Source organism: Massilia sp. METH4 (assembly GCF_037094685.1).
GTDB lineage: Bacteria > Pseudomonadota > Gammaproteobacteria > Burkholderiales > Burkholderiaceae_D > Rugamonas.
In genome coordinates this window covers 4,007,578-4,032,414 of the sequence record NZ_CP146614.1, presented here as the reverse complement: position 1 = coordinate 4,032,414, position 24,837 = coordinate 4,007,578, and the positions used below count along the sequence as shown (strand labels likewise).

General features: G+C 67.5%; 24 protein-coding genes. 9 read left to right on the top strand and 15 right to left on the bottom strand.

The window, feature by feature from the left end; genetic code table 11:
* Nucleotides 1-12: 12 nt before the first annotated feature.
* The 8 genes from V6Z91_RS17765 to V6Z91_RS17730 form a co-directional block, all read right to left on the bottom strand.
* Complete coding sequence (locus tag V6Z91_RS17765) at nucleotides 13-813, bottom strand: hypothetical protein (RefSeq protein WP_338759098.1); 801 nt, start codon at nucleotides 811-813, stop codon at nucleotides 13-15.
* Nucleotides 814-890: 77 nt separating this feature from the next.
* The gene (locus tag V6Z91_RS17760) at nucleotides 891-1,361 is read right to left on the bottom strand and encodes a response regulator (RefSeq protein ID WP_338759096.1); all 471 of its coding nucleotides are present in this window, start codon (nucleotides 1,359-1,361) and stop codon (nucleotides 891-893) included.
* A complete protein-coding gene (locus V6Z91_RS17755; protein ID WP_338759094.1) occupies nucleotides 1,358-4,747 on the bottom strand; it encodes a response regulator in 3,390 nt (1,129 codons plus the stop codon). The genes V6Z91_RS17760 and V6Z91_RS17755 overlap by 4 nt, the downstream gene beginning before the upstream one ends.
* On the bottom strand, nucleotides 4,747-5,571 hold the full coding sequence (locus V6Z91_RS17750; protein WP_338759092.1) for a transporter substrate-binding domain-containing protein: 825 nt from the start codon (nucleotides 5,569-5,571) through the stop codon (nucleotides 4,747-4,749). Before V6Z91_RS17750 ends, V6Z91_RS17755 begins: the two co-directional genes overlap by 1 nt.
* A gap of 295 nt (nucleotides 5,572-5,866) precedes the next feature.
* On the bottom strand, nucleotides 5,867-6,616 hold the full coding sequence (locus tag V6Z91_RS17745) for a carbonic anhydrase family protein (protein WP_338759090.1): 750 nt from the start codon (nucleotides 6,614-6,616) through the stop codon (nucleotides 5,867-5,869).
* Nucleotides 6,617-7,005: 389 nt separating this feature from the next.
* Nucleotides 7,006-8,460 carry a Ppx/GppA phosphatase family protein gene (locus tag V6Z91_RS17740; protein ID WP_338771915.1) on the bottom strand — a complete coding sequence of 485 codons (1,455 nt, stop codon included), beginning with the start codon at nucleotides 8,458-8,460 and terminating at the stop codon, nucleotides 7,006-7,008.
* 127 nt (nucleotides 8,461-8,587) lie between these two features.
* Nucleotides 8,588-9,766: a GGDEF domain-containing protein gene (locus V6Z91_RS17735; RefSeq protein WP_338759088.1), complete on the bottom strand. Its 1,179-nt coding sequence runs from the start codon at nucleotides 9,764-9,766 to the stop codon at nucleotides 8,588-8,590.
* A gap of 1 nt (nucleotide 9,767) precedes the next feature.
* The gene (locus tag V6Z91_RS17730; protein WP_338759086.1) at nucleotides 9,768-10,043 is read right to left on the bottom strand and encodes a hypothetical protein; all 276 of its coding nucleotides are present in this window, start codon (nucleotides 10,041-10,043) and stop codon (nucleotides 9,768-9,770) included.
* Between the two features lie 292 nt (nucleotides 10,044-10,335).
* On the opposite strand from V6Z91_RS17730, the gene V6Z91_RS17725 reads away from it, so the two are divergent.
* The 3 genes from V6Z91_RS17725 to V6Z91_RS17715 all read left to right on the top strand — a co-directional run bounded on the left by V6Z91_RS17725 (nucleotide 10,336) and on the right by V6Z91_RS17715 (nucleotide 14,299).
* On the top strand, nucleotides 10,336-11,013 hold the full coding sequence (locus V6Z91_RS17725; RefSeq protein WP_338771913.1) for a transferase spermidine synthase: 678 nt from the start codon (nucleotides 10,336-10,338) through the stop codon (nucleotides 11,011-11,013).
* Nucleotides 11,014-11,143: 130 nt separating this feature from the next.
* A complete protein-coding gene (locus V6Z91_RS17720; protein ID WP_338759084.1) occupies nucleotides 11,144-14,017 on the top strand; it encodes an EAL domain-containing protein in 2,874 nt (957 codons plus the stop codon).
* Nucleotides 14,018-14,053: 36 nt separating this feature from the next.
* A complete protein-coding gene (locus tag V6Z91_RS17715; RefSeq protein WP_338759082.1) occupies nucleotides 14,054-14,299 on the top strand; it encodes a hypothetical protein in 246 nt (81 codons plus the stop codon).
* A 114-nt stretch (nucleotides 14,300-14,413) separates the two neighbouring features.
* Here V6Z91_RS17715 and V6Z91_RS17710 read toward each other — a convergent pair whose 3' ends face one another.
* Nucleotides 14,414-14,893: an acyl-CoA thioesterase gene (locus V6Z91_RS17710; protein WP_338771912.1), complete on the bottom strand. Its 480-nt coding sequence runs from the start codon at nucleotides 14,891-14,893 to the stop codon at nucleotides 14,414-14,416.
* 98 nt (nucleotides 14,894-14,991) lie between these two features.
* Here V6Z91_RS17710 and V6Z91_RS17705 point away from each other — a divergent pair, with 98 nt between their 5' ends.
* From V6Z91_RS17705 to V6Z91_RS17695, 3 genes are read left to right on the top strand one after another with little or no spacing between them, the layout of a single operon-like run.
* Nucleotides 14,992-16,308, top strand: coding sequence for a pitrilysin family protein (locus V6Z91_RS17705; protein WP_338759080.1), 1,317 nt, complete (start codon nucleotides 14,992-14,994; stop codon nucleotides 16,306-16,308).
* Nucleotides 16,305-17,711, top strand: a complete 1,407-nt coding sequence (locus tag V6Z91_RS17700; protein ID WP_338759079.1) for a pitrilysin family protein — start codon at nucleotides 16,305-16,307, stop codon at nucleotides 17,709-17,711. Before V6Z91_RS17705 ends, V6Z91_RS17700 begins: the two co-directional genes overlap by 4 nt.
* Nucleotides 17,708-18,004 (top strand): hypothetical protein, encoded by a 297-nt coding sequence (locus V6Z91_RS17695; protein WP_338759078.1) that lies wholly within the window; start codon nucleotides 17,708-17,710, stop codon nucleotides 18,002-18,004. The genes V6Z91_RS17700 and V6Z91_RS17695 overlap by 4 nt, the downstream gene beginning before the upstream one ends.
* Here V6Z91_RS17695 and V6Z91_RS17690 read toward each other — a convergent pair.
* The 3 genes from V6Z91_RS17690 to V6Z91_RS17680 all read right to left on the bottom strand — a co-directional run bounded on the left by V6Z91_RS17690 (nucleotide 17,961) and on the right by V6Z91_RS17680 (nucleotide 19,836).
* On the bottom strand, nucleotides 17,961-19,142 hold the full coding sequence (locus tag V6Z91_RS17690; protein ID WP_338759076.1) for an alkene reductase: 1,182 nt from the start codon (nucleotides 19,140-19,142) through the stop codon (nucleotides 17,961-17,963). The genes V6Z91_RS17695 and V6Z91_RS17690 overlap by 44 nt on opposite strands.
* A gap of 143 nt (nucleotides 19,143-19,285) precedes the next feature.
* Nucleotides 19,286-19,645, bottom strand: a complete 360-nt coding sequence (locus tag V6Z91_RS17685; protein WP_338759074.1) for a hypothetical protein — start codon at nucleotides 19,643-19,645, stop codon at nucleotides 19,286-19,288.
* Nucleotides 19,646-19,713: 68 nt separating this feature from the next.
* Nucleotides 19,714-19,836 (bottom strand): hypothetical protein, encoded by a 123-nt coding sequence (locus tag V6Z91_RS17680; RefSeq protein WP_338759072.1) that lies wholly within the window; start codon nucleotides 19,834-19,836, stop codon nucleotides 19,714-19,716.
* A 191-nt stretch (nucleotides 19,837-20,027) separates the two neighbouring features.
* Here V6Z91_RS17680 and V6Z91_RS17675 point away from each other — a divergent pair, with 191 nt between their 5' ends.
* The gene (locus V6Z91_RS17675) at nucleotides 20,028-20,237 is read left to right on the top strand and encodes a hypothetical protein (protein WP_338759070.1); all 210 of its coding nucleotides are present in this window, start codon (nucleotides 20,028-20,030) and stop codon (nucleotides 20,235-20,237) included.
* A gap of 46 nt (nucleotides 20,238-20,283) precedes the next feature.
* Here V6Z91_RS17675 and V6Z91_RS17670 read toward each other — a convergent pair whose 3' ends face one another.
* Nucleotides 20,284-20,583 (bottom strand): hypothetical protein, encoded by a 300-nt coding sequence (locus tag V6Z91_RS17670; RefSeq protein ID WP_338759068.1) that lies wholly within the window; start codon nucleotides 20,581-20,583, stop codon nucleotides 20,284-20,286.
* Between the two features lie 197 nt (nucleotides 20,584-20,780).
* Between V6Z91_RS17670 and V6Z91_RS17665 the strand changes: the two genes are divergently transcribed.
* Together V6Z91_RS17665 and V6Z91_RS17660 are read left to right on the top strand one after the other, a co-directional pair.
* Nucleotides 20,781-21,389, top strand: a complete 609-nt coding sequence (locus V6Z91_RS17665) for a sulfite oxidase-like oxidoreductase (protein WP_338759067.1) — start codon at nucleotides 20,781-20,783, stop codon at nucleotides 21,387-21,389.
* Nucleotides 21,390-21,399: 10 nt separating this feature from the next.
* Nucleotides 21,400-22,128: an FAD-binding oxidoreductase gene (locus tag V6Z91_RS17660; protein ID WP_338759065.1), complete on the top strand. Its 729-nt coding sequence runs from the start codon at nucleotides 21,400-21,402 to the stop codon at nucleotides 22,126-22,128.
* 142 nt (nucleotides 22,129-22,270) lie between these two features.
* Here the strand turns inward: V6Z91_RS17660 and V6Z91_RS17655 are convergent, their stop codons facing one another.
* Together V6Z91_RS17655 and V6Z91_RS17650 are read right to left on the bottom strand one after the other, a co-directional pair.
* A complete protein-coding gene (locus tag V6Z91_RS17655; RefSeq protein WP_338759063.1) occupies nucleotides 22,271-24,223 on the bottom strand; it encodes an ATP-binding protein in 1,953 nt (650 codons plus the stop codon).
* Complete coding sequence (locus tag V6Z91_RS17650) at nucleotides 24,223-24,837, bottom strand: YfiR family protein (protein WP_338759061.1); 615 nt, start codon at nucleotides 24,835-24,837, stop codon at nucleotides 24,223-24,225. Before V6Z91_RS17650 ends, V6Z91_RS17655 begins: the two co-directional genes overlap by 1 nt.

The following is a 24,837-nucleotide window of genomic DNA, read 5'->3' as shown; positions in this document are numbered from 1 at the left end:
GCCAGGGAAGCATCAGTCCTTCTTCGGGCGGCCCGTCTTCAGCTGCGGCAGCGAAGCCAGCACGCTCTTCAGCGTGGCCATGTCGATCTGGCTGATCAGCGCGACGCCGATGCGCAGCAGCTCGCTCTTCTTGATCTCGAAGCCGGCCTTCAGGCATGCCTTCTTCACTTCGCCGAGCACCGCGTATTCCGCTTCCGGCATGGTGAAGCTGTCGCGCACCAGGCGTTCCTTGCGCTGGGCGGCCTTCTCGGCGGGCTTCGGCTCGGTCTTCACGACCGGCTTGGCCTTCACCGCCTTGGCGGGCTTGGCCGCTTTCGCCTCTGCCGCTTTCGGCTCTGCCGCTTTCGGCTCGGCCTTGGCCGGTTCGGCTTTCGCCTTCGCCTTGGCGGGCTTGGCCGGCGCCTTCGCTTCCGGCTTGGCTTCGGCCTTCGCCGCCGGCTTCGCTACCGGCTTGGCTTCGACTTTCGCCTCGGCCTTGGCCGGCTTGGCCTTCACCTGCTTCGGGGCCTTCGCGGCGGGTTCCGCGACTGCCTTCGCGCCAGGTTGCGCCGCAGGCTCCTCCGCGCCCTGCGCCTTCGCGGCCTTTGCCTTCACCGGCTTGGCCGGCTGTGCGGCCGGGGCTGTGGGGGCTGTCACCGCCTTTGCCGCCGCCGTCTTGCGGGCAGGCTTGGCTGCCGGCGCGGCTTCCACCTTGCCATCCACTTTCGCGGCGCGCTGTTCGGCACTTTTCTCGGCGACGGGCGCGGTGGTGGACGAGGCGGGTTTGGTGGCGGTGTCGGCGGAAGTCTTGATCACGTCGGTCTTGGCGTTCATGGATGCTCCTGGAAAAGTTGAACTATATAAATAATATATACCATTTCTCGCGAAAGAGCACCAACCCTTACATTTTCTTAAGGTATCTCAAATTTCGTGGCAGCATTGCCGTCACGTTTCGCCAGCAAGGCTTCGAGTTCGGCGTTGCGGCGCGCCAGTTCGCGGCGCGCGGCGCGCAGCGCCAGGTGGGTGGCGATGCGGGCGAACAGGATCGGCGGGCTGACCGGGCGGGTGATGTAGTCGACGGCGCCTGCCTCCAGCCCGCGCGCTTCGTCTTCCGGCTGGTTCTTCGCCGTGGTGAAGATCACCGGCACGTCCGCCGTGCGGGGCTCGCGCACGATGCGGCGACACACTTCCAGGCCATCCATGTCCGGCATCATCACGTCCAGCAGCACCAGGTCCACGTCGCCGCCTGCCAGGATCTGCAAGGCCGTGGCGCCGTTGGTGGCGACCTTCGTCCGGTACTTCTCCTTCAGCAGCGTGGCCAGCAGCATGATGTTGTCGGGCGTGTCGTCCACGATCAGCACGGTGGGGCGGGCGGGATTCATGTTGCCTCCTGGGCGGCGTCGAGCACCTGCCGGGCCGCGTCGAATTCATAACTGGCGATGTGCGCGGCCACGCGCTCCAGCGCCGCCGGCGGCAGCACGGCCGCCAGCGCCGGGCGCGCCCCGGCAAAATAATCGTTGCTGTCGCCGCTGTAGGCAGACAGCAGTTCGCGCAGCCGCGCCAGCGCATCCTCGGGCACCACGGGCGCCGCCTCGCCGGCGGCGTTTGCCGGCATGCCATCCGCGCTGCCGAAGTGGGCATCGAGTCCGGTGACGGCGGTGCGCAGCACGTCCGTCAATTCGTCGACCAGGGTGGCGGCCGGCACTTCGTGCCGGTCCAGTATTTCCTCGATGGCGCGCGCCGTCGCCTCCACCGCGTTGGCGCCGACATTGCCGGCCACGCCCCGCAAGGTGTGGGCACGCTGGCGCGCGCTGTCGCGGTCGCAGTGCAGCAGGTCGGTGGCCAGGTCGGTCGCGGCGTCGCGCTGGGAATTGCGGAAGCGGTCCAGCAATTGCAGGTACAGCGTTTCGTTGCCGGCCACGTGGCGCAGGCCGCGCACCGTGTCGATCCCCGGCAGCAGCGGCAGCTCTTCCTGGCCGGGCGCGCGCGGCGGGCGCGGCGCCACCGGCGGCATGGCGCGGCCCAGCCAGCGCGCCAGCGTGGCATACAGCAGGTCGGGGTCGATCGGCTTGGTCAGGTAATCCTGCATGCCTTCGGCCAGGCAGCGTTCGCGCACGTCGGCCAGTGCGTGGGCCGTCATGGCGATCACCGGCAAGCCGTCGAATCGGCGGTCGCGGCGCAGTTCCAGCGTGGTGGCATGGCCGTCCAGCGTGGGCATTTCCAGGTCCATCAGCACCACGTCGTAGTAGCCCGGCCCTACCTGGGCCAGCCGGTCCAGCGCTTCGCGGCCGTTGCCGGCGAATTCCACGGCGATGCCCTGAATGCCCATCAGTTCGGCGGCGATCTGCTGGTTCACGGGATTGTCCTCGACCAGCAGCACGCGGCCCGTCACGTCGAGCTTGCCGCCGTCGTCGGGCTGGCCGCGGCGGCGCGGCGGCGCAAACAGGGAAACCAGCGTATCGACGAGCATCGATTGACCGATGGGCTTGAACAGGTAGCCCACGAAGCCCGCCTCCTCCGCCTCGCGCTGCACTTCCTCGCGGCCGAAGGCGGTGAGCAACACCATGCCCGGCTGGCGCGCCAGCGGCGCGGCGGCCACGCGGCGGGCCAGTTCGATCCCGTCCATGCCCGGCATCTGCCAGTCCGTCAGCACCAGCGCATACGGGTCGTCGGCCGCGTCGGCCTCCAGCACGTTGGCCAGCGCCTCGGCACCCGACGATGCCGTGTGCACCCGCAGCGGCAGCGCGCGCGCCGCCTCGCCCAGAACCTCCAGCGCCACCGGGCTGTCGTCCACCAGCAGCACGCGCGCATCGTTCAGCGCCGCGGGCACGACCGGCGGGCGTTCCGGCTGGCCGGAGAGGCCGAATTCCAGGTCGAACGAAAACACCGACCCTTTGCCCTGCTCGCTCTTCACCGTGATCGTGCCACCCATCAGCCGCACCAGCTGCTGCGAGATCGACAGGCCCAGGCCGGTGCCCCCGAACTGGCGCGACGTGGAGCCGTCGGCCTGGTTGAAGGCACGGAACAGCTTGCCCATCTGTTCTTCCGGCATGCCGATGCCGGTGTCGCGCACCGAGAAGCGCAGGGCAACGCGGTCCTGTGCCGCGGCCGGCAGCTGCGTACAGGACAGTTCCAGCTCGCCGGCCGGCGTGAACTTGACGGCGTTGTTGACGAGATTGATCAGCACCTGCCCCAGCCGCAGCGGGTCGCCCACCAGATGGCGCGGGATCGCCGGCGGCACGTTGAACAGGTATTCGAGCTGCTTCTCGGCCGCGCGCTGGCTGGTCACGCTGGCCACATGGGCCAGCACCTCGTCCAGGAAGAACGGGACCTGTTCGACTTCGAGCCGGCCCGCCTCGATCTTGGAAAAGTCGAGGATGTCGTTGATGATGCCCAGCAGGGACAGCGCGGCGCGGTGGATCTTGCTCACGTAGTCGTGCTGCTTGGTATTGAGGTCGGTGCGCAGCGCCAGGTAGGCCATGCCGATGATCGCACTCATCGGCGTGCGGATCTCGTGGCTCATGTTGGCGAGGAATTCCGACTTGGCGATATTGGCCGCCTCGGCCCGCACATTGGCCGCCACCAGCTTCTGCTCGCGCTCCCGGCGCTCGCTGATGTCGCGGATGAAGCCGCAGAACTCGAATTCGCCGGCATCCAGGTCGATGCGGGTGATCGACAGTTCGATGGGGAATTCGCTGCCGTCGGCGCGCAGCGCCTCGACCTCGATGCGGCGGTCCAGCACTTCACCCGGGCTGTCGCCGGCCACGTAGCGGGCCATGCCCTTGCGGTGGTCGGCGCGGTAGCGTGGCGGAATGATCAGCGTGTCCAGCTGCTGGCCCAGCGCCTCGTCGCGCGTGTAGCCGAAGATGACCTCGGCCTGCCGGTTCCAGCCCACCACGCGGCCGTTGCGGTCCATGTTGACGACGGCGTCGAGCGCCGTGTCCACGATCGCACGCAGCTTGCGTTCGCTGTCGCGCGCCACCGCGATCGTGCGCTTCAAGTCCTGCGTGCGCGCGTCCACCTTCTGTTCCAGGTCGCCGTTCAGCGTGCGCAGCTCGGTTTCGGCGTAGCGCAGCCGCGTGAGCGTGTCGCGGAAGCTGCGCACGGCGATCGACAGCCGGCCGACCTGGTCGGCCCGGCCGATGCCGGAGAGCTGGATGTCGGTCTTGCCCTGGGCGAGCTTTTCCAGCGCGTTCTGGATGTCGCCGAACGGCCGCACCGTCTTGCGCGCCACGAGGAACACGGAGCCGACGATCGTCAGCGCCAGCAGCAGGTTCACGGTCAGCGCCTGCACCAGTTGCTGGCGCAGGGCCACGTCGGTGGCACGCCGGGAGTACGTGAGGTCGACCGCGCCCACCAGGTAATTGCGCGCGCCGTCCTGGAAGTGGATGTCGCGGTGCACCGTGATCGCGCCACGCGCATCCGGCTTCGAGGCGGCGAAGCTGGCCAGCTCGGTGCCGTTCGGGGCCAGCACGCGCAGCATCAGCACCTCGGGCGTGGCGCGCATGGCGTCGACCACGCTGGTGATCGCGGCGCCATTGATGTCGAACAGCGGCCGCGCCAGCGCCTGCGACAGCACGGTCACCAGCCGCTCGGAACGCTCGCGCAATTGCAGCTCGGCTTCCGCGTGCAGCGTGCGCACGGCGTACGTGGTGTAGGCCGCGGTGGACAGCACGACGGCCAGGAAGATGGACACCGCCAGCCGCAACACGATGTCGCGGCGCCAGGTGTCCCGCAGGTTGCGCAACGCGCTCAATGCCCGTGACATCAAGGTTGCTTGCCCTTGCCGGCGGCGGCCGGTACTTCGGATTTCTCGAGCTTCCTGTATTGCTCGCCGTTGCGCACCGCTTCGACGGCATTCCAGATGCGCCGCGCCAGCTCCGGCTGGCGTTCCACCAGCTGGTGCGACAGCAGCAGGAAGTACGGCTTTTCGATGAGCGGCCGCGGCAGCGCCTCGATCTGCGGCCCGAACGGCCCCGCCAGCAGCGTGCGCGCATCGCTGCCGCCCACGGCCGCCGCGGCGAGGCGCCCGGCCAGCAGCTTGCGCACCAGTTCGTCGGAGCGCTGGCTGCCTTCGTCCACGGTCACGTTCAGGCTGCGCAGCACGTCCGTGACCGAATAGCCCAGCTGCGCGCCCACGGCGCCGTCCACGTTAGACAGCGTCTTGCCATCCCAGTCCACGTTGCTGCCCTTGCGGCGCAGCAGGACGTAGCGGTCAACGTGCATGCGCTTGGAGACGTCGGGCGCGGCCCCGCCCGGGTATTCGCCGATCTCGCGGCGGTCGCTCTTGAAGCTCACGGCGAACGCGCCGTCGACGGCATTGGCCTTCAGTTGTGCCAGGCAGCGCTTCCACGGCATGCTCTGGAAATCGAAGCGGATATTCTCGCGCTGGCCCACCAGCTTGAGCAGCTCGAAGTTCAGCCCGCGGCCGTCCTCGGTGCGCCACGGCAGCACGTCGGCCCGTTCGTAGCACAGCGTGATCTTCGGTGCGGCGGCCGCCTGCATGGCGTGCGCGGACACGGCAGCGAGCCCGGCACATGCCGCCAGCGCCGCCGCCATCCCCTTCACCCGTCCAGCGCTCCCAGCCACCATCCCTGCCTCCGTGCTCACAAGGCTATAGTGTAAGCAAAACCACAAGGCAGGGGTACATTCTCTTTGTCAATATTTTGCAACCAGACCGCGGGGCAGGAAGTCACCCCTCCATCTTGGGCTCGGGCGCCCGCGTGCGGCCCGGCGGCGACAGCTTCACGGCCCTGCCCGTGCGCGCCGATTCGTAGATCGCTTCCATGATGCGCTGGTCCGGCGCGGCGGCTGGTCTTGGTTCGTGCGATGGCTTCCTTGATGGATGAGGACGCCAATCCTCGCTTGCCGTCCAGCAAAGCCGATATCAACCGGCCACTTCCACCACGCGGCCATTGAGCGGCTGCACCGGCCGCGCATTCATGTGATACAGCTTGCGGAAGGCGGCCAGCTGGGCTTTCGAGATATCGACCGGTTCCTTCATCACCTGCCAGTGCACGCCCTCGCTGCACGGCGGCGTCGTCAACGAACCCATGTAGGCGTAATAGCTGTGTTCGGCCGGGATCAGGGCTTGCAGGTCGAGCTCGCCCGTCACGGGGTGGTGGTCACCCGCGTGCGCCGGCAGGTCGGCGAACACGGATTTCAGCGCGGTGTTTTCCTTGCCCTGCTTGAACAGCACGGCCACGACCGCCAGTTCGCCGTCGGCGTTCTTGTGCACCAGGTGCGCCACCAGCGGGTAGCGCTTGCCGTTGATCTTTTCCTCGCTCGGCGTGTGGAAGTGCATCTGCACGAGCTTGTAGTCGCCGCTGGCCAGGTGCACCAGGCCACCCTCGGGCAGGTTCACCTGCACGGTGTGGCCGTTGTTGACGATGTCGGCATGGGTGGCCGTGTACTCGAAACCGATCGGCGCCGGCGCGCCCGTTTTCGCGCCGCGGATATCGATCGGCGACTGCGCCTTGCCCTGCTTGCAGGCGGCGAAGTCCGGCTCCAGGTCGCCCCAGTGCGACGTGCCCGCCTTGCCCTTGTATTCCCAGTGCGCCGGTGCCTTGTCGGCGGCGTGCACGCTTGCCATGCCGGCGGCCAGGGCGGCTGCCAGCAGAACGATTTTTGCTTTCATGATTGACCCGATACGTTGAAGTTGACCAGCGAAGGCACGCGCCATGCGTGCGTTTCGACAGCTCCAACGTTAACAGGATCGCCAGAAATATTTTGTTAAGGCAAAATGAGGAGAGACTTAAGGAAGCGCTGATTTATTGCTGGTGGATGAGATTGGTCCTGAAAAACGTATCCAGCAAGACGCAAATGGTCCGTCATACCGAGGTATGGCGGGCCATTTGTGCCGCAGCTGGGCGCGTTTTCTCAGGGCCAAGATCGCCGCCATGAATAAATCAGCGCTTCCTTAAGGGATGCAATCCGGTAGCGTGGAGCTGTCGAACGCAGTATGGGGCGGCACGCGACGGCGAGACACTCCCGCCGGCATGGGCCGGAGCCGATGCCTGGGGATGGTCACGACCCCGTCCGCAAGCCCAGGTCCACGCCCACCTCGTCCCAGTGCTCCTGTTCCTTCTCGATCCAGTACGACAGCGTGGGATGCCCGCTGACGAGGGCGCGCGGCAGCTCCAGCTCGATGCGGTTCTTCATGCGCAGCTTCGGCTGCGCCTCGGCGACGGTGATGCGCGCGTGCATGAACACGATGGCCAACCGCAGCGCCACGACGGCGCGGGCGAAGTCGGGGTCGGCCAGGAATTCCTCGACCTTGCGCAGGTTGCCCTTCTGCGCCATCAGCAGGCGGCTCATGGTGCGCTGCTCGCGCGTGGTGAAGCCCGGCAGGTCGGCATTCTCGATCATGTAGGCGGCGTGCTTGTGGTGGCCCGTCTGCGAGATCGCCTGCCCCACTTCGTGCAGCAGCGCGCTCCAGTACAGCAGCCGGGGCGTGGCGTCGCTGGCCGTCTTCAGCTGGTCGAGCAGCGCCAGCGCGTCGTCCGCCACGCGGGTGGCGCGCGTTTCCTCGACGTGGAACTTGCGCGCGAAATCGCGCACCGACTGCTCGCGCCGGTCGCGCCGCATCTCGCGCTGGTACAGGTCCCACATCACGCCCATGCGCAGGCCGGCCTCGATCGGCGTCAGCTCGTCGATATCGAGCTCGTGCAGCACGCCGATCAGGATCGCCAGGCCGCCGACCACCGTCGAGGCGCGGTCCGGGCGCAGGCCCGGCAGGTCGATGCGGTTCACATGGCCGAGGGCGATGAAGCGTTTCTTCAGCGCATCCAGGCTGTCCGGCGTGATGCCCTTGCCCAGGCCGTTCTTCTCGATCACCTCGGCAATCGCGCGAATCGTGCCGGAAGAGCCGTAGGCCCGCTTCCAGTACTGCGGCATGTAGGGCGGCGCGCCATCCTCGAAATGGCTGCGCGCCGACAGGATGGCCGCCTCGTACGAGGGGCCGTCGACATAGCCGTTGATGAAGAACGACAGGCTCTGCTTCACGCTGCCCACGCTGAACGATTCCACGCGCTCGATGTCGAGCCCGCGACCCAGGATGAGCTCGGTGGAGCCGCCGCCGATGTCGACCACCAGGCGCCGCTCGTTCGGCTGGGCCAGCGCGCTGGCCACGCCCATGTAGATCAGCCGCCCCTCTTCCTCGCCCGAAATGATCTCGATGGGGCAGCCGATGGCGGCCTCGCACTGTGGCAGGAAGGTGGCGATGTTCTGTGCCTGGCGCATCGTCGAGGTGGCGACCACGCGCACCGCGTCGAGCTGGTAGGTCGACAGCGTGATCGCGAAGTTCTGCAGGCAGGCGATGGCGCGCTGCTGGGCCGCTTCGGTGAGGTTGCCGGCGGCATCGAGCCCGGCGGCGAGCCGGATCGGTTCCCGCATGCTCTTGAGCACGCGGATCGTGTCGCCATCATGTTTGCCTATGGACAGGCGGAAACTGTTCGAGCCGAGATCGACCGCTGCATACATCGGGAATTCCATTTATATCGTTTATATTGAAAATCCTATCATATTGGACCGCCCAAGTGACGGCTTGATGACAGGACCCCGTACATAATGGGAACAACGCGAGGAACACACGGGAAGAGCGCGCTGTTCAGGCGGCGGTGCCGGCGCCCTCTTCCTCCACCGGCGGCGGCGCGGCCACCACGAGGTTGCGGCCGCGCAGCTTGGCGGCCTGCAACGCTTCGTCGGCCCGCTTGAACAGGCTCACGCTGGTATCGTCGGCGCGGATGGTCGTCACGCCCAGGCTGGCCGTCAGCGAGATCACGGCGCGCTCGACTTTCACGGGATGGGCCTCGATCGACTCGCGGATGCGCTCGGCCACCCGCACGGCGTCGGCCAGCGCCGTGCGCGGCAGCTGGATCGCGAACTCGGTGCCGCCCAGGCGGCCCATCAGGTCGCTGTCGCGCAGCTGGCGGCGGCAGGCGTCCACCAGCGCCTTCAGTACCTTGTCGCCCACGCCGTGGCCGTAGTGATCGTTCACGCGCCTGAAACCGTCCAGGTCCAGGATCAGCAGCGCGGTCGGCAGGCCGGGGCGGCGCGCCAGCGCCAGCCACGGCGCCAGTGCCGCCTGGAAGCCGCGGCGGTTCGGCACCTCCGTCAGCGCATCGACCAGTTCCAGGCGCGCCAGTTCGCCCTGCAACGTTTCGCGCGCCAGCAGCAGGTAGCCGGCGGCGCCGACCAGCATGGCGAGGTAGAAGGCCACGTAACCCACGCCCTGCAGCTGGGCCGGCCCCACGCCGTACCAGCCCTGCGGCCACGCCAGCGCCAGCAGGCCGCGCCCGCCGATCGCCAGGCCCAGCACCGCCAGCGCCACGGCCAGGAAGCGCTGCAACATCGTGGCCCTGCGCCAGCCGACCGCCAGCGCGGCCGCGCCGGCGATGTAGAACGCGCCGACGATGCCGGAGCCGGCCGCCACGCGCACACCCGCGTCGATCTCCAGCACGTAGCAGGCCAGCCAGGCGGCAACCGCCAGGCCGAGGATGGGCAGCACGACTCGCCGCCAGCCGGTACGGCCGGCCCGCTCCCATAGCGCGCCGGCTTCGATGGCCACGCCGGCGAACAGCGCCACGTTGGCGATCGGGCCGGTCACCAGGTCGGGAATCGCGCCGCGGAAATACAGCAGCAGCCAGGCGACCGCCTGGAACTGGCTGGCCAGCGCGAACGTGGCCAGGCCACCGCGCTGGCGGTTGTCGGTTTCATGGAAGAACAGCGCCGCGCAGAGCGCCAGGTTGCCGAGCGCCAGGGTGAGAACCAGCGTCCGGACGTCCACGTCAGATCTCGTGCTCGACGTTCGTGGTGCCGTCGCCCACCTTGGATGCCCACGCCCTGGCGAAGATTTCCTTTTCCTCCTCGGTGGGCGCTTCGTGCCAGAAGACGATCAGCGTGCCCTTGTGGTCGTGCAGCTGGCTGAACTTCTCGATGAAATGCTGCTTGCCCGCCGCATCGGCCAACGCGGCCGCATAGCCATAGACCCGGTTCAGCCGCTCGATGCGGTCCGGCTCCGTGAAGCTGTTGGTCGCGGTAATGGTCGGGTGGTCAAGGAACATCAATTTTCTCCGTGGCGGGCCGGCTGGCCCTGCCTGTGACGGCAATGTACCCATAAAACGTTTTCGTGTAAACGCGCCGCCGGGGTACACTTTCGGCGAGCCCGAGAGCTTAGCAGAAAGCGCCAATCACACCAAACTGCCCCTACTTATGCCCGCGCCGCTCGACCCACCGCCGCTCCAGCTGCCGGCCCCCGTGCCCGGGGCCGCACCGCCGGTTGCCGAGCCGCCCTTCGTCAGCCGCCGCAAGGGCCGACTGACGCTGGAATTCGTGCCCGGCGAGGTGCAGAGCCAGATGGATCTCGCCGACCCGTACCGGCTGGTACTGGCCTATGCGCGGGCCATGATGTGCTTCGTGCTGTTCAAGCCGGCCCCGGCGCACATCGTGATGGTTGGCCTGGGCGGCGGCTCGCTGGCCAAGTTCTGCCACCGCTACCTGCCCGAGGCGCGCATCACGGTGCTGGAACTTTCCGCCGACGTGATCGCCCTGCGCGAGCGCTTCGCCGTGCCGCCGGACAGCGAACGCTTCCGCGTCATCCATGCGGACGCGGCCAGCCACATGCGGCGGCTGGCGGGCAGCGCCGACGTGTTGCTGGTCGACGGCTTCGACGCCTCCGGCCTGCCGCCCACGCTGGGCACCGCGAGTTTCTACGCCGATTGCCGGCGCGCATTGAGACCGGACGGCCTGCTGGTAGCGAACATTTTCAGCTACGACCCGAACTACGGTGCAATGGATCGGCGGCTGCACCACGCGTTCGACGGCAATGTCTGCCAGTTCCGCGGCATTGCCGGCAATAACCGCATCCTGTTCGCCCTGCGGCCGGCACGCACCGGCGGCGGCGGCCCCACCCGCGCGCAAAGGCTGGTCCAGCGCGTGGGCCTGTGCGGCGCCCTGTGGCCGGGCCTGGCGCCGTTCAACTGGCTGCTGGCGCACTGGGTGGTGGGCCGGCTGCGGCAGCGTGGTGTCACCTGATCGCGATAGCGCTGCAATAAGGCAACAAATAATTCCCAAAATATAAATTCCGGTCGGCAACTCCGCGCTTTTGTGACACACTAGCGGCCGGGCCCGTTCGCCCGCTATTTTGTTGACAGACAGGAGACCCATGGCACGCAGGTTCACCCCGGTATCGTTCGCGGCGGTCGTCACGCTGGCGGCCGGCCTGAGCGTGACGGGCGCCCTGTTCCTCGCCGTGGGCGCGCTCGAATACGCGAAACTGGCGGAAGGCTTCCAGCAGCGCGCCAACCTGCGCGTGGCCGCCATCCGCCGCGGGCTCGACGATGCCGTCGAGGTGCTCACCGTCACCAACCAGCTGTTCCGCACCGTTCCGGACGTGACGCAGGCACAGTTCAGCGATTTCACCCGGCCGCTGCTGCACCGCTATCCTTTCATGGTGTCGTTCGCGCACCAGCACCTGATGAACCACGCCGAGCGCCTGGCCTTCGAGCGCCGCATGGGCCCAGGCTTCTCCGTCACCGAGCTGCGCCGCGGCGGCAGCGTGCCCGCGGCGCCGCGCGAGCGCTACCTGGTCACGGAGTTCTATGCGCCGCTGCATGCCCACCACGGCACCCTCGGCCTCGACGTGGCGCCGCTGGAAGCCACCGCGCCGACGGTGGAGCGCATGCTCCGCACCGGCAAGCCCGCGGCCACGCCGCTCGTTGCCGTCATCCAGCCCGACCGGCGCGACAGCTTCGTGCTGCTGATGCCGCTGTACCGGGCCGGCATGCCGGTCGACACGCCGCAGGAGCGCCGCGCCGCCTGGATCGGCCAGACGGCGGCATTGATCCGCGCGCCGAACCTGGTGCACACGATCCTGCAATACGGCGGCCTGCTGGACGACCCGCAGTTGCTGCTGCGCGTGTATGCCGGCGAAGGGAACGACCTAGTCTACACGGCCGGCACGGAGGCGCCGGCGCAGGCCGCGCTGCCGGCGTGGGTGCCGCGCCGGCTGGCCGAGTGGCTCGATCCGCGCCATCCGCACGCCATGACCCGGCGCTTCGACCTGCTGGGGCAGACCTGGCAGGTGCGCGTGGAGGCGGCGCCGCGCCCGTTCCTGGACAATCACGCCGGCTCGCTGATCGCCCTGGTGGGCGGGCTGCTGTTCTCCGTGCTGGCCGCCACGTTCGTGCACGTGCTGGAACAGCGCTCGCGCCGGGTGCAGTGGCTGGTGGACGAACGCACCGCCGACCTGCAACGCAGCAATGCGCGGCTGAACGAGGACGTGGCCGCGCGCAAGCGCACCGAGCGCGCGCTGCAGGAAAGCGAGCACCGCTTCCGGCGGCTGCTGGCCCTGTCTTCCGACTGGTACTGGGAGCAGGATGCGAACTTCAGCTTCACGCATATCACCGACGCGTTCTTCGACAAGGCGCAGGTGCAGCGCAAGGCCTATATCGGCCGCACGCGCTGGCAGATCAATCCCGCATTCCTCGAAACGAAGACGGGCCGCGAGCACCACGAACGCCTGTTGGCCCGCCTGCCCTTCACCAACCTGGAACACGAGATCACGGGCGACGACGGCGTGACACGCTGGTTCCAGTCCAATGGCGAACCCGTGTACGACGACCAGGGCGAATTCCGCGGCTACCGCGGCACCGGCAGCGAGATCACCGAGCGCAAGCTGACGGAACGGCATATCAGCCATATCGCCCACCACGACGCGCTGACGGGCCTGCCGAACCGCATCCTGCTGCAGGACCGGCTGGCGCAGGCGATCGCATACGCCAATCGCGGCGGCCGGACGATGTGGGTACTGCTGATCGACCTGGACCGCTTCAAGTTCGTCAACGACACGCTGGGCCACAAGGCCGGCGACCAGCTGCTGGTGACGATCGCCGCCCGCCTGCGCGCCTCCGTGCGCGAGACCGATACGGTGGCGCGCCTGTCCGGCGACGAATTCGTCGCGATCCTGGCCGAGCATGCCGACGAGAACCTCAAGGCCGACGTGGTCGACCGCATCATGGCCGCGCTGGCGCAGCCGATCACGCTGGTGGGCAAGGAATTCGGTGTCACCTGCAGCATCGGCGTGGCCGTGTACGCGGGCGACGGCACCCCGGCCGAGCACCTGATCGAGCATGCCGATATCGCGATGTACGCGGCCAAGAAGCTGGGCCGCAACCGCTGGCAGTTCTACCACGACGCCATGAACAACGAGGCCGAGGAAAGGCTGCGCATCGAAGGCGCGCTGCGCAACGCGCTGGAGCGGGGCGAATTCGTGCTGCACTACCAGCCCCAGGTCGACCTGGCGGGCGGGCACATCGTGGGCATGGAGGCGCTGCTGCGCTGGCAGCACCCGGAACTGGGCATGGTGCCGCCGCAGCGCTTCATCGGCCTGGCCGAGGAAACGGGCCTCATCGTGCCGATCGGCGCCTGGGTGCTGCGCACGGCCTGCGCCCAGGCCCGTGCGTGGAACGGGGCGCTGGCGCTGCGCGGCGAGGCGCCGCTGCGCGTGGCCGTCAACCTGTCGGCGCGCCAGTTCGGCCAGCCCGACCTGGTGGACTCGATCGCGCAAGTGCTGGCCGACACGGGCCTGCCGCCGGCCTGCCTGGACCTGGAACTGACCGAAAGCCTGTTCGTGGACGACGTGACGCAGGCCGTGGACCTGCTGCACCAGCTGAAGGCGCTGGGCGTGGCGCTGTCGATCGACGATTTCGGCACCGGCTACTCGAGTTTCTCCTACCTGCGCCGCTTCCCCATCGACGTGCTGAAGATCGACCGCTCGTTCGTGGCCGACATCGCCAGCGATGCCGACGAGGCGGCCATCGTCGTCTCCATCATCGCGCTGGCGCGCAACCTGAAGCTGCGGGTGATCGCGGAAGGCGTTGAATCGCCCGCCCAGCTGGACTTCCTGCGCGCGCAGGGCTGCCACGAGATGCAGGGCTATCTGTTCAGCCGGCCGTTGCCGGCCGAGGACTTCGAAAGGATGATCGACCGTGGTCACCGGCTGACACCGGTAGCAAACCTGGCACTGTTGCAGGCATAATAATAAAAAATGCTAACCAGAACGGGGGTCACCACCATGAACGCAAGAGTCAAGAAGCAGCACATGCTGAAACCGGCCCATGCGCGCACCAACCGCAGGATGCGCGAGATCGTCGACCAGGCCGTTACCGCCCTGCCCGAGGTGGGCATCCGCAAGTCCGCCGAATTCCTCGCCTCGCTGCAGGTGCCCTTCGAGGTCGCCGTGCGCGCCCTCGTGTACCCGCAGCGGCGGCGCGCCGTCACGCCGCCGTCGTATGCGCGGCGGGGCGCGCCGTACAAGTAACCTGCAACACCGGTGACCGGCACCGCCCTTTTTGGAACATTTCCCGAGAACCGGTGACAGGCACCGCCTTTTTTGAAACACTTCCCGGAGGCGGTGCCTGTCACCGGTGTTGCGCTACTGCCCCTTCGCCTTGTTCTTGGCCCCGTGCAGCGCCAGCCGCGCGGCCTTGCGCGCCTTAGCCTGCTCGAAGCGGGCGATCTGCTCCGGCGTTTCCGGCACCAGCGGCGGCACGGCAACGGGTTTGCGGTCCTTGTCCACCGCCACCATCGTGAAGTAGCAGCTGTTGGCGTGCCGCACCAGCCGCTGCTGGATGTTTTCCGTCACCACGCGAATGCCCACTTCCATCGACGTGTTGCCCGTGTAGTTCACCGACGCCAGGAAGGTGACCAGCTCGCCCACGTGGATCGGCTGCAGGAACATCACCTGGTCCACCGACAGCGTAACGACATAGCTGCCCGAATAGCGGCTGGCGCAGGCATAGGCCACGCTGTCGAGGAATTTCAGGATCGTGCCGCCGTGGACGTTGCCGGAGAAATTGGCCATGTCCGGCGTCATCAGGACGGTCATCGTCAGCTCGTGGGCCGACCAGTGCATTGCGGTTTCCATCTTGCCTTCCAGGTTAGTAGCATTCTGGTCATTCTAACGGCAATGGCTTATGCTTGCGCATCGTCAATGTTTATCAAGAGGCCACCATGAAGTGGAAGTTCGCCGCCGCCATCGCCGGCTATGTCCTCGCAAGTTCCGCCCACGCCGCATTCACGGCCGACCAGGTCAAGACCTTCACGCTGGCCAACGGCATGAAGTTCATCGTCCTGGAAAGCAGCACGATCCCGAACGCGAACATGTACACGTTCTGGAAGGTGGGATCGCGCAACGAGGCGCCCGGCACCACGGGCCTGTCGCACTTCTTCGAGCACATGATGTTCAACGGCTCGAAGCACTACGGGCCGAAGATGTTCGACCGCACGATGGAAGCGGCCGGGGGCAGCAACAACGCCTACACGAGCAGCGACGTGACGGTGTACCAGGACTGGTTCCCGGCCACCTCGCTGGAAACCATCTTCAAGCTTGAAAGCGACCGCATCGCGCACCTGACGATCGATCCGAAAATGGTCGAGAGCGAGCGCGGCGTGGTGCTCTCCGAGCGCAGCACGGGCCTGGAAAACTCGAACGTGCGCATGCTGATGGAAGACCTGAACAGCGTGGCGTTTTCCGCCCATCCCTACTCCTGGCCCGTGATCGGCTTCGAATCCGACATCAAGGCGTGGACCCAGCAGGACCTGGTGAACTACTTCCGCACCTACTATGCGCCGAACAACGCCGTCTCCGTGATCGTCGGCGACGTGAAGGCCGACCAGGTGAAGACGCTGGCCACGAAGTACTTCGGCGCGATCCCGAAACGCGCCGTGCCGCCGGCGGTGAAGACGGTGGAACCGGAACAGAAAGGCGAGCGGCGGCTGTTCGTGGCCAAGCCGTCCGCCACCTCCGCCAACCTGATGGTCGCCTACAAGGTGCCGCGCGCGGACAGCCCCGATTACTACGCGTTGAACGTGCTGCAAAGCGTGCTCACCGAGGGCAAGACCTCGCGCCTGTACAAGGCCCTGGTGGAAAAGCAGCTGGCCACGTCGGTCGGCGCCGATGCCACCGACGGCTTCGATCCCGGCCTGCTCTATGTGTTCGCGGTGGCGGCCAGCGGCGTCGACGGCGCGAAGGTGGAAAAGGCGCTGCTCGACGAGATCGACAACGTGGTGAAGAACGGTATCAGCGAGCAGGAACTGCAGGCGGTGAAGAACAAGAAGCTCGTCAACCTGTACCGCGCGCAGGAAACCATCAACGGCAAGGCCCAGCAATTGGGCAACTACGAAACGTTCTTCGGCGACTGGCGCAAGCTGTTCGCCGCGCCGGCCGAGTATGAAAAGCTCACCGCGGCCGACATCCAGGCCGTGGCCGCCCGCTACCTGAAGAAATCGCAGCGCACCGTCGGCATGCTGGCCGCCAAGGAGGAATGATGAAGAAACTGGTGTTCACCACGGCGCTGCTCGGCGCAACCGGCGTTGCCTGCGCCGCCGAATTCAAGGTGCCGCAGTTCGAAACGACCAGGCTTCCCAACGGCCTGACAGTGATGCTGATGGAGCGCCACGAAGTGCCGCTGATCGCCGTGCGCGCCGTCGTCAAGGCCGGCGCCGTCAACGACGGGCCCCAGGCCGGCCTGGCGAACCTGACGGGCGACGCAATCCTGCTGGGCAGCGAAAAGCACAGCAAGAGCGCCATCGACGAGGCGTTCGACTTCCGTGGTGCGCAGCTTGCAGGCGGCAGCGCGACCGAGCAGACGACCGTGCAGGCGAACTTCGCGAAAAACGACGCGGCCGCCCTGCTGCCGCTGTTCGCCGAGATCGTGCAGCAACCGAGCTTCGAAGCAACGGAGCTGGACAAGCTGAAGACCCGCAAGGTCAGCGGCCTGAAACAGGCCAAGGAAAGCCCGCGCCAGGTTGCCGGCACCTACTACCGCAGCATGCTGTATGGCGACGCGCCATATGCCAGCCCGCCCGGCGGCACGGTGAACAGCCTGTCCGCGCTGAAGCGCGGCGACGTGCAGGGCTTCCACCAGCGTTACTTCCGGCCCGATAACGCGGCCGTGATCGTGGTCGGCGACTTCGACCCCGCGGCCATGCGCAAGCAGATCGAGACGCTGTTCGGCCAGTGGAAGGCCGATGGCCCTCCGCCGCAGCGCGCCGACTACGGCAAGCCGCTGGCCGACAAGCCGCGCGTGTGGCTCGTCAACAAGCCCGACGCGATCGAGACCACCTTCGTCATCGGCGGCCCCGGCATCGCCCGCAACGATGCCGACTACGTGCCCCTGCAGGTGCTGAACACGGTGCTGGGCGGGCGCTTCACGTCGTGGCTGAACGACGAGCTGCGCGTGAACTCCGGCCTCACCTACGGCGCCAACAGCGCGTTCGCGCCGCTGGCGCAATCGGGCCTGTTCAGCATGTCGAGCTTCACGGCGTCGGCCAAGACCGAAGCCGCCCTGGACCTGGCGCTGAAGACCTACAACCGCCTGTGGGGAACGGGTAACGGCGGAGGCATCGACAAGGCCACCCTCGATTCGGCCAAGGCCTATGTGAAGGGCCAGTTCCCGCCGCGCTTCGAGACGAGCGAACAGCTGGCAAGCCTCTTGGGCGACATGTACGCGCTGGGCGTGGACCGCGCGCAGATCGACAACTTCATGCGCGACGTCGATGGCCTCACGCCCGTGAAGGCCAAGCAGCTGGTGGACAAGCATTTCCCGCGCAATAACCTGCAGATGGTGCTGGTCGGGAAGGCGGACGATATCCGCAAGGTGGCGGCCAAGTATGGCGAGGTGACCGAGCTCGATATCAGTGCGGACGGGTTCAAGCCGGCCGGCAAATGATGGCTGACCTGCGTATCGCCCTCCGCATGCCGGAGGGCCGGCTGAAGAAGGCCACCTTATTGGCCGTCCTGGTGCTCACCGGCTACTGGCTCCTGTTTGGCTGGATGGTATATCGATCTCCCCTCGCGTACGCCGCGATGGATCTCAACCGTGACGGCGAGGTGAGCTTCGGCGAGGCGGACTACATCTCCTCATTCGGAGTCAACACCTTCACTGACCGGGGTCGACAATGCACCGAGTACTTCGCCCTCAAGGATGGCTTGCGGCTGAAGACTGCCTGTCGCCAGCGGTGAGCACCGGGTAATCCGTCAACCCGCGCGCCCCGCCCCCGAACAGCGTATCGCGATCATGCTCGGCCAGCGGTGCACCGGCGCGCAGCCGCTCCGGCAAATCCGGATTGGCGACGAATGGCCGGCCGAAGGCGATCATGTCGGCCCATCCTTCGCGCAGCGCTTCACGGGCGCGTTCGGCCGTGTATTTGCCGGCATAGATCAGCAAGCCCGGGAACGCTGCCCGCAAGCGGCACTTGAAGTCGGCCGGCATCACGGGCGCGTCGTCCCAGTCCGCCTCCGCGATGTGGATGTAGCCCACGCCGATCTCCCCAAGGAGCCGTGCGGCGGCGACGTACGTCGTCTCCGGGTCGGCGTCCACGCAGCCGTTCAGCGTGGTCAGCGGCGCCAGGCGGATGCCGACGCGGGCCTTGTCGCCCGTCCCCTCGACCAGCGCGCGGGCGACCTCGCCGAGGAAACGCAGGCGGTTCTCCAGGGAGCCGCCATATTCGTCCGTGCGGGTGTTGGCATTCGAATCGATGAACTGGTTGACGAGGTAGCCGTTGGCGGCATGCAGTTCCACGCCGTCGAAGCCCGCCTCCATCGCATTGCGGGCGGCCTGCCGGTAATCGTCCACGATCGCGTGGATCTCGTCGATCGACAGCGCGCGAGGCATCGACGCCTGCACGAAGCCGGGCTTGCCGTCCGTATCGACGAAGACATTGACACCCTCGGCTTGCAGCGCCGACGACGACACGGGCGCCTGCCCGTTCAGCAGGCTCGTGTGACTCAGCCGGCCGACGTGCCACAGCTGCGCGAACATCGTGCCGCCGGCCGCGTGCACGGCGTTCGTCACGGTGCGCCAGCCTTCGACCTGCGCCGGCGTATGGATGCCGGGCGTCCACGCATAGCCCTTGCCGAGCGGGGAAATCCACGTGCCTTCACTGACGATCAGGCCGGCGCTGGCGCGCTGTGCGTAATACTCGGCCATCAGCGCGTTTGGCACGTCGCCCGGCTGGCTGGCGCGCGAGCGGGTCATCGGCGGCATGACGATGCGATTGGGAAGTTCGATGCTGCCGAGGCGGCAGGGTTGGAACAGCGGGTCGCCGCTGGCGGGAATGCCGATCGGAGTCGTGGACGTGGTATCGATGAATTGGCGCATGACTGATCTCCATGGATGTGCTCGATGGAGAGAAGTATGCCGCGCGTATTGTTGCGGATTAAGCCCTATCCTTGCGAATTACTTTTGATTCAAGATCAAATATGAGGATGATGACCGAGCCGGACAGGCTCAGCCATAGAGTCCTACAATCCCTGCGCCTCGATATCGGCCAGCGTTTCGCGCCCCTTGTCGGTGACGGCAAAGCCGCCGTCGGCCGCGACGATATGGGATTTCTTGCCCAGGAAGGCAATCACGTCGTCGTCCACCTTGGCGGCCGGGTCGCCTGCCAGGGCACGCAGGCCGAGGATGCAGCGGCGCAGGAACAGTTTTTCCTTGCCCTTGTCCGTCAGCGACAGGTGGCCGTTGCGCGCAAACGACAGCAGCTTCAGGCCGGACAAGCGCTTCGTGTTGCGGGCCACGCAGGCGCTCGGCCTGCCCTGGATGCCACGGCGCACTTCGTCCAGCGCATTGTATTCGTCGGTGGTGAGTTTTTCGTCTTTCATTAACCTGTTCCATGAGGGCGATTGCGGCCGTCATGGTACGCGGGGCGGGCGGCCCCGGCAAGCAAGGCTTAGCGGAAAGCCTTGAAAGCCAGCAGGAACACGCCCAATCCGGCGACGACGCCGGCCACGAGCACGCGCAACGGGCTGTTGCGGCGGCCGAGATAGATTTTGTTGTGCAAAGAGTTACCCATGACAGTCTCCAGATGAATCGTGAACTTACCGCTCAATTATAGAAACACTTCAGTGACGCGCTCGTGACAGCCAGTATAAATAGTCCCAACTTGTATCCGACAAGCAACAGCTGTGACATCCGCGTCAATACTGCGCCGCAACATTGCCAGTCTTGCTAGCATTGGTCATCTTCCACTCGCAGGAGAAGGCAATGACCGCAATGCAAACCGGCTTCCAATCCACGACGCAATCGTCGCAACACTACCGGGCCCACTCGACGGACGACTCCGAAAAAGGCCGCCACATGATCAACGAGCCAGACATCGGCAGCGGCGAAAAATCGCCGGGCGAACAGGAAACGGAAGAACAAATCCGCCAGATCCCGCAACGTACGCCCGAACCGCCAAAGGAAAATCCGTAACGCCCGCAACACTCCCCACCGCGCTCCACGCCGCCCGGCCGCGCCATCAATCCATGCGGATGGGTGGTGGCGGTGCCGTCGGCTCTTCCACTGGCGGCACCTCGGTCGGCGGCTTTTCGGAAGGCGGCGGCAGCGTCGGCGGGTCCTGCTCCGGCTGCGGCACGTCGGGGTCGGGCGTGATGTGTGCCCGGATCGGCGCCGAGACCGGCGGCGGCACCGCGTCCCGTGCCGCGTCCTCGGTTGCCTCCGGCGATGCCTCCCGCAGGGCATCCCGCACCGTATCCTGCGCCGATTGCTGAACCGCTTCCGTCGGCACCGCCGACAGGCGCTCGATGTCTCCACTCATGGCAATACTCCTCAATAATATTGCACAGTTAATATTATTGCAAGCTTATCACTATTGGTAATCTCGTGTCGCGCGGCATGTTGTTGCGGGAATGTCGCTATCCTGCACGCATGGGTATCTTCCAAATGGCAGGGCCCGGCAAAGCCCAGCCGGCGCGCGGATTGGATAAACTCTCCGCTTCACACAGGAGCACGACGATGAGCACACGAGGATTTACGGGCCGCCGCCCCGGCGCCGACGCGGCGCGGCGCCTGCCGCCCGGCCAGCACGAGACCGATGACTTTCCGGTGCTGTCGCTCGGCCCCGCCCCGGTGGTCAACCTGGCGGCGTGGCGCTTCACGCTGCGCCACGGCGCGCGCCCGCTTGCCAGCTGGACGTGGGAAGAGTTCCTGGCCCTGCCCCGCACCACCTGGCGCGGCGACATCCATTGCGTCACCACCTGGAGCAAGTTCGACACCGTGTGGGAAGGCGTCACCTTCGACGACCTGCTGGCCGCGGCGGGCATCGCCGCGCCCACGGGCTTCGTGCTGGCGCAGTCCTACGACGATTACGACACCAACGTGCCGGTCGCCGACCTCGTGAACGGCCAGGCCATGGTGGCCACGCACTTCGCCGGCGCGCCGCTGGCGGCCGAACACGGCGGCCCGGCGCGGCTGCTGGTGCCGCATCTGTACTTCTGGAAGAGCGCCAAGTGGGTGAAGGGCCTGAAATTCACCGAGCGCGACGAGGCGGGCTTCTGGGAATTGCGCGGCTACCACATGCGCGGCGACCCGTGGCGCGAACAACGCTATCTCGATGACGAGTGAGCCCGGACGAATGAACGACAGCGCCCAGGCCTGGCGACAGGCCGTCATTACCCGCATCGAGCAACGTACCGCGCGCATGCGCAGCTATTACCTGCGCTCGCCGCTGGCGCCCCACGCGGCCGGCCAGCACGTGGACGTGCGGCTGACCGCGCCCGACGGCTACCAGGCCCGCCGCAGCTATTCGATCGCCTCCGCGCCGGGCGCCACCGAGCTGGAACTGGCGATCGAGCTGCTGGACGACGGCGAAGTCTCCGGCTACTTCCACGACGTCGCGCGGCCGGGCGACACGATCGAGGTGCGCGGGCCGCTCGGCGGCCATTTCGTGTGGCACGCCGCCCAGCCGGGACCGGTGCTGCTCGTGGGCGGCGGCTCCGGCGTGGTGCCCCTCGTTTCGATCGCGCGCGCCTGGCGCGAGTGCGGCGGGCCGGCGCCGATGCTGCTGCTGCACTCGGCGCGCAGCTGGGACGGCCTGGCGTATCGCGACGAGTTGCGCGCCATCGCCGATGCGCACGCGGGCTTCGGGTATGTCACCACCGTCACGCGCGAGAGTGCCGCGCGGGCCGACCATGCGCGCCGGGTCGACCGGGCGATGGTGGACGCGGTGCTGGGCCGGCTGGGGCGGGTGCCGGCCGTGTGCTATGTATGCGGGGCGAACGGGTTCGTGGAGGCGGCGGCGCAGTTGCTGGTGGCTGCCGGAGTTGCGCCTAGGGCGGTGAGGACCGAGAGGTATGGTGGCTGAGCCGCCGGAAGTCCCGGCGCTTCGATGGCCGGCCGCTGGCAGCCGAAAACCTGTGTCACACACCTTTTCCCGCAGGCGGGAAAAGGTGTGTGACACAGGTTCTCTCCTGCCGCCGACACCAATGTTCCAGCGCCGCGGGCCGTTACCCTCGGTCCGCCACTGCCACGCCCTCGCGGTGCCCGGCCAGGATCGCCAGGATCTGCTCCACGCTGACCGGCTTCACCAGGTGCGCCTCGAACCCCGCCTCGAAAGCGAGATCGCGGTCCTTCTGCTGGCCCCAGCCCGTGACCGCCACGAGCACGGTGCGCGCCAGAGACGGGATGGCGCGCAGGGCCCGGGCCAGGTCGTAGCCGTTCAGGCCCGGCAAGCCGATGTCGAGGAAGGCGAAATCGGGCGCGAAGCCTTCCGCGTCGGCCAGGCCCTGCGGCCCGTCGTGGCACACATGCACCGTGTGCCCCATGGTGCGCAGCAGGCCGCCGATGGCGTTGACGAAATCCTCGTTGTCGTCCACCAGCAGGATGCGGTACACGCGGTCGCCGCCGTGGCCCAGCGAAGCGCGCGGCGCGGCGTTCGGCACCTGGGACAGCACCGGCAGCGTGACGGTGAACGTGCTGCCCTTGCCCGGCCCGTCGCTGGCCGCCTCCAGCGTGCCCTCGTGCAGCTCGACCAGCCGGCGCGCCAGCGACAGCCCCACGCCGAGGCCCTGGGTGGTGCGCTCCAGCGAGGCGTCCGCCTGCACGAACATCTCGAAGATCTCGCCCAGCATCGCGGGCGAGATGCCGATGCCGTCGTCCGTCACGCGGATGCGCAGGCGGCCGTCGTCCCCCACGCCCGCCCATAGCCCGATATGCCCGCCGTGCGGCGTATAGCGCGCCGCATTGTTCAGCAGGTTCGACAGCACCTGCGCCAGCCGCGTCGCGTCGCCCAGCACGTGCACGGGCGGGGCCGGCAGCTCCACCGTCAGCTCATGGCCTTGCGCGTCGATGTACGGGCGGGCGATCTCCAGCGCGTTGGCGACCACCGCCTGCAGTTCCAGGCTTTCGCGCCGGATCGTGAGCTTGCCCGTGTTGATGCGCGAAACGTCCAGCAGGTCGTCGACCAGGCGCACCATCTGCTTGAGCTGGCGCTCCATCACGCCGCGGGCGCGCAGGCTGGCACCGGGGTCGCCGCCGTTCAGGCGCATGATGTCGAGCCCCGTGCGGATCGGCGCGAGCGGATTGCGCAGCTCGTGCGCCAGCGTGGCCAGGAATTCGTCCTTGCGGCGGTCGGCCAGCAGCAGCGCCCTTTCGGCTCCCTGGCGCACGGCCATCTCGCGCTCCAGCGTCAGGTTCGCCTCCTGCAGCGCGCTGGCGCGCCGGCCGATCTCGGCCAGCATGTCGTTGAACGCGTCGACCAGCGTGCCGATCTCGCCGCCGTGCGCGCGCTGCCCTGGACCGCCGTTGCCGCCGCTCCTGGCATCGTCTTCGTATTTCACCCGCAGCGAAAAGTCGCGGCGCTGCACGACGGCGCGCGCCACGTCCGTGATCGCCCGCAGCGGGCGCGTGATCGCCTGCTGCAGCCGGTTGGCCACCAGCGCGGCCAGCAGCAGGCTGGCCAGCGTCACCACGCCCAGGATGGTCGCGTAGCTGGCCAGGCGATCCAGCAGGCGGTAGCGCGCGCTCAGGTAGACGGTGCCGACCCGCTCGCCGTTCTCCACGATGGGGTGGTAGACCACCATGCGGCCGCCTTCGATCGCATGGCCGGGCCTGCCCGGCCGCGCCGGCAGCGGCGGCACATCGGCGCCGGCCTGCGCGTAGTTGGCGAAGACGGCGCCGCCGGCGTCGTAGATCGCGCCCTGCTGGATCTGCGGCCGCACGCGCAGCAGCGCGAGGTTCTGGCGCGCCGCTGCGTGATCGTTGAAGCCCACGGCCGGAGCGGACACGGTGGCCACGATCTCCGCCTGGGTGGTCAGGTCGTCCACCCAGTTCTGCTGGAAGGTGGTCAGGTCGTACACCAGCATGCTGACAGAGGTGGTGACGAGCGCGGCGAAGGTGGTCGCGAGGGCCATCGCCACCAGCTTGGCGCGCACGCTGTCGGAACGGAGGCGGGACAGCACTAGTTCCCCTTCTGCACGTGCCAGGCCACCGACAGCAGGCGCGAACTCAGTTTCAGGTTGCTGCGTTCGGCGGCAGGCAGCGATACCTCGAAGCGCACGCGGTCTTCCACGATGCGGAAATTGATGACGGCACCCTGCTGCAGCCCGTTCTCGTCGTCGGCCACGCCGAGCGCGCCGTTCTGCGCGGCGCTGCGCAATACCTTCGGCAAGTCGTTGGCCGTGCCGGCATACAGCATCTGCACCCCGGCCATCGGCTCGCCCTCGCGCAGGCTGCGCACGGCCACCGGCCGGCCGTTGACCGTGCGCCCGGCCGTGATGCGCGCCAGTTCGGCGGCCACGTCGTCGGCGCCCAGCACGCCCACGACCAGCGGGCTGCCCGCTTCCGTGCTCTCCTTTGCCAGGAATTCCACGTAGCCGAGGAACTTGAACAGATAGGCCGCCTTCACGCTGCGCTCCAGGTTCGGCGCCAGCGGCGCCGCCGGCTGGCCCACGGCCGCGCAGCTGAGCGCCACGCACAGCAGGGCCAGCGCCAGCAAGGCCGCCAGCCAGCCCGGCCAGGCGGGCCGGCAGGTGCGCGCCGCCGGGCGGCAAGGGTCGATCGCGAAAGGCGTCAT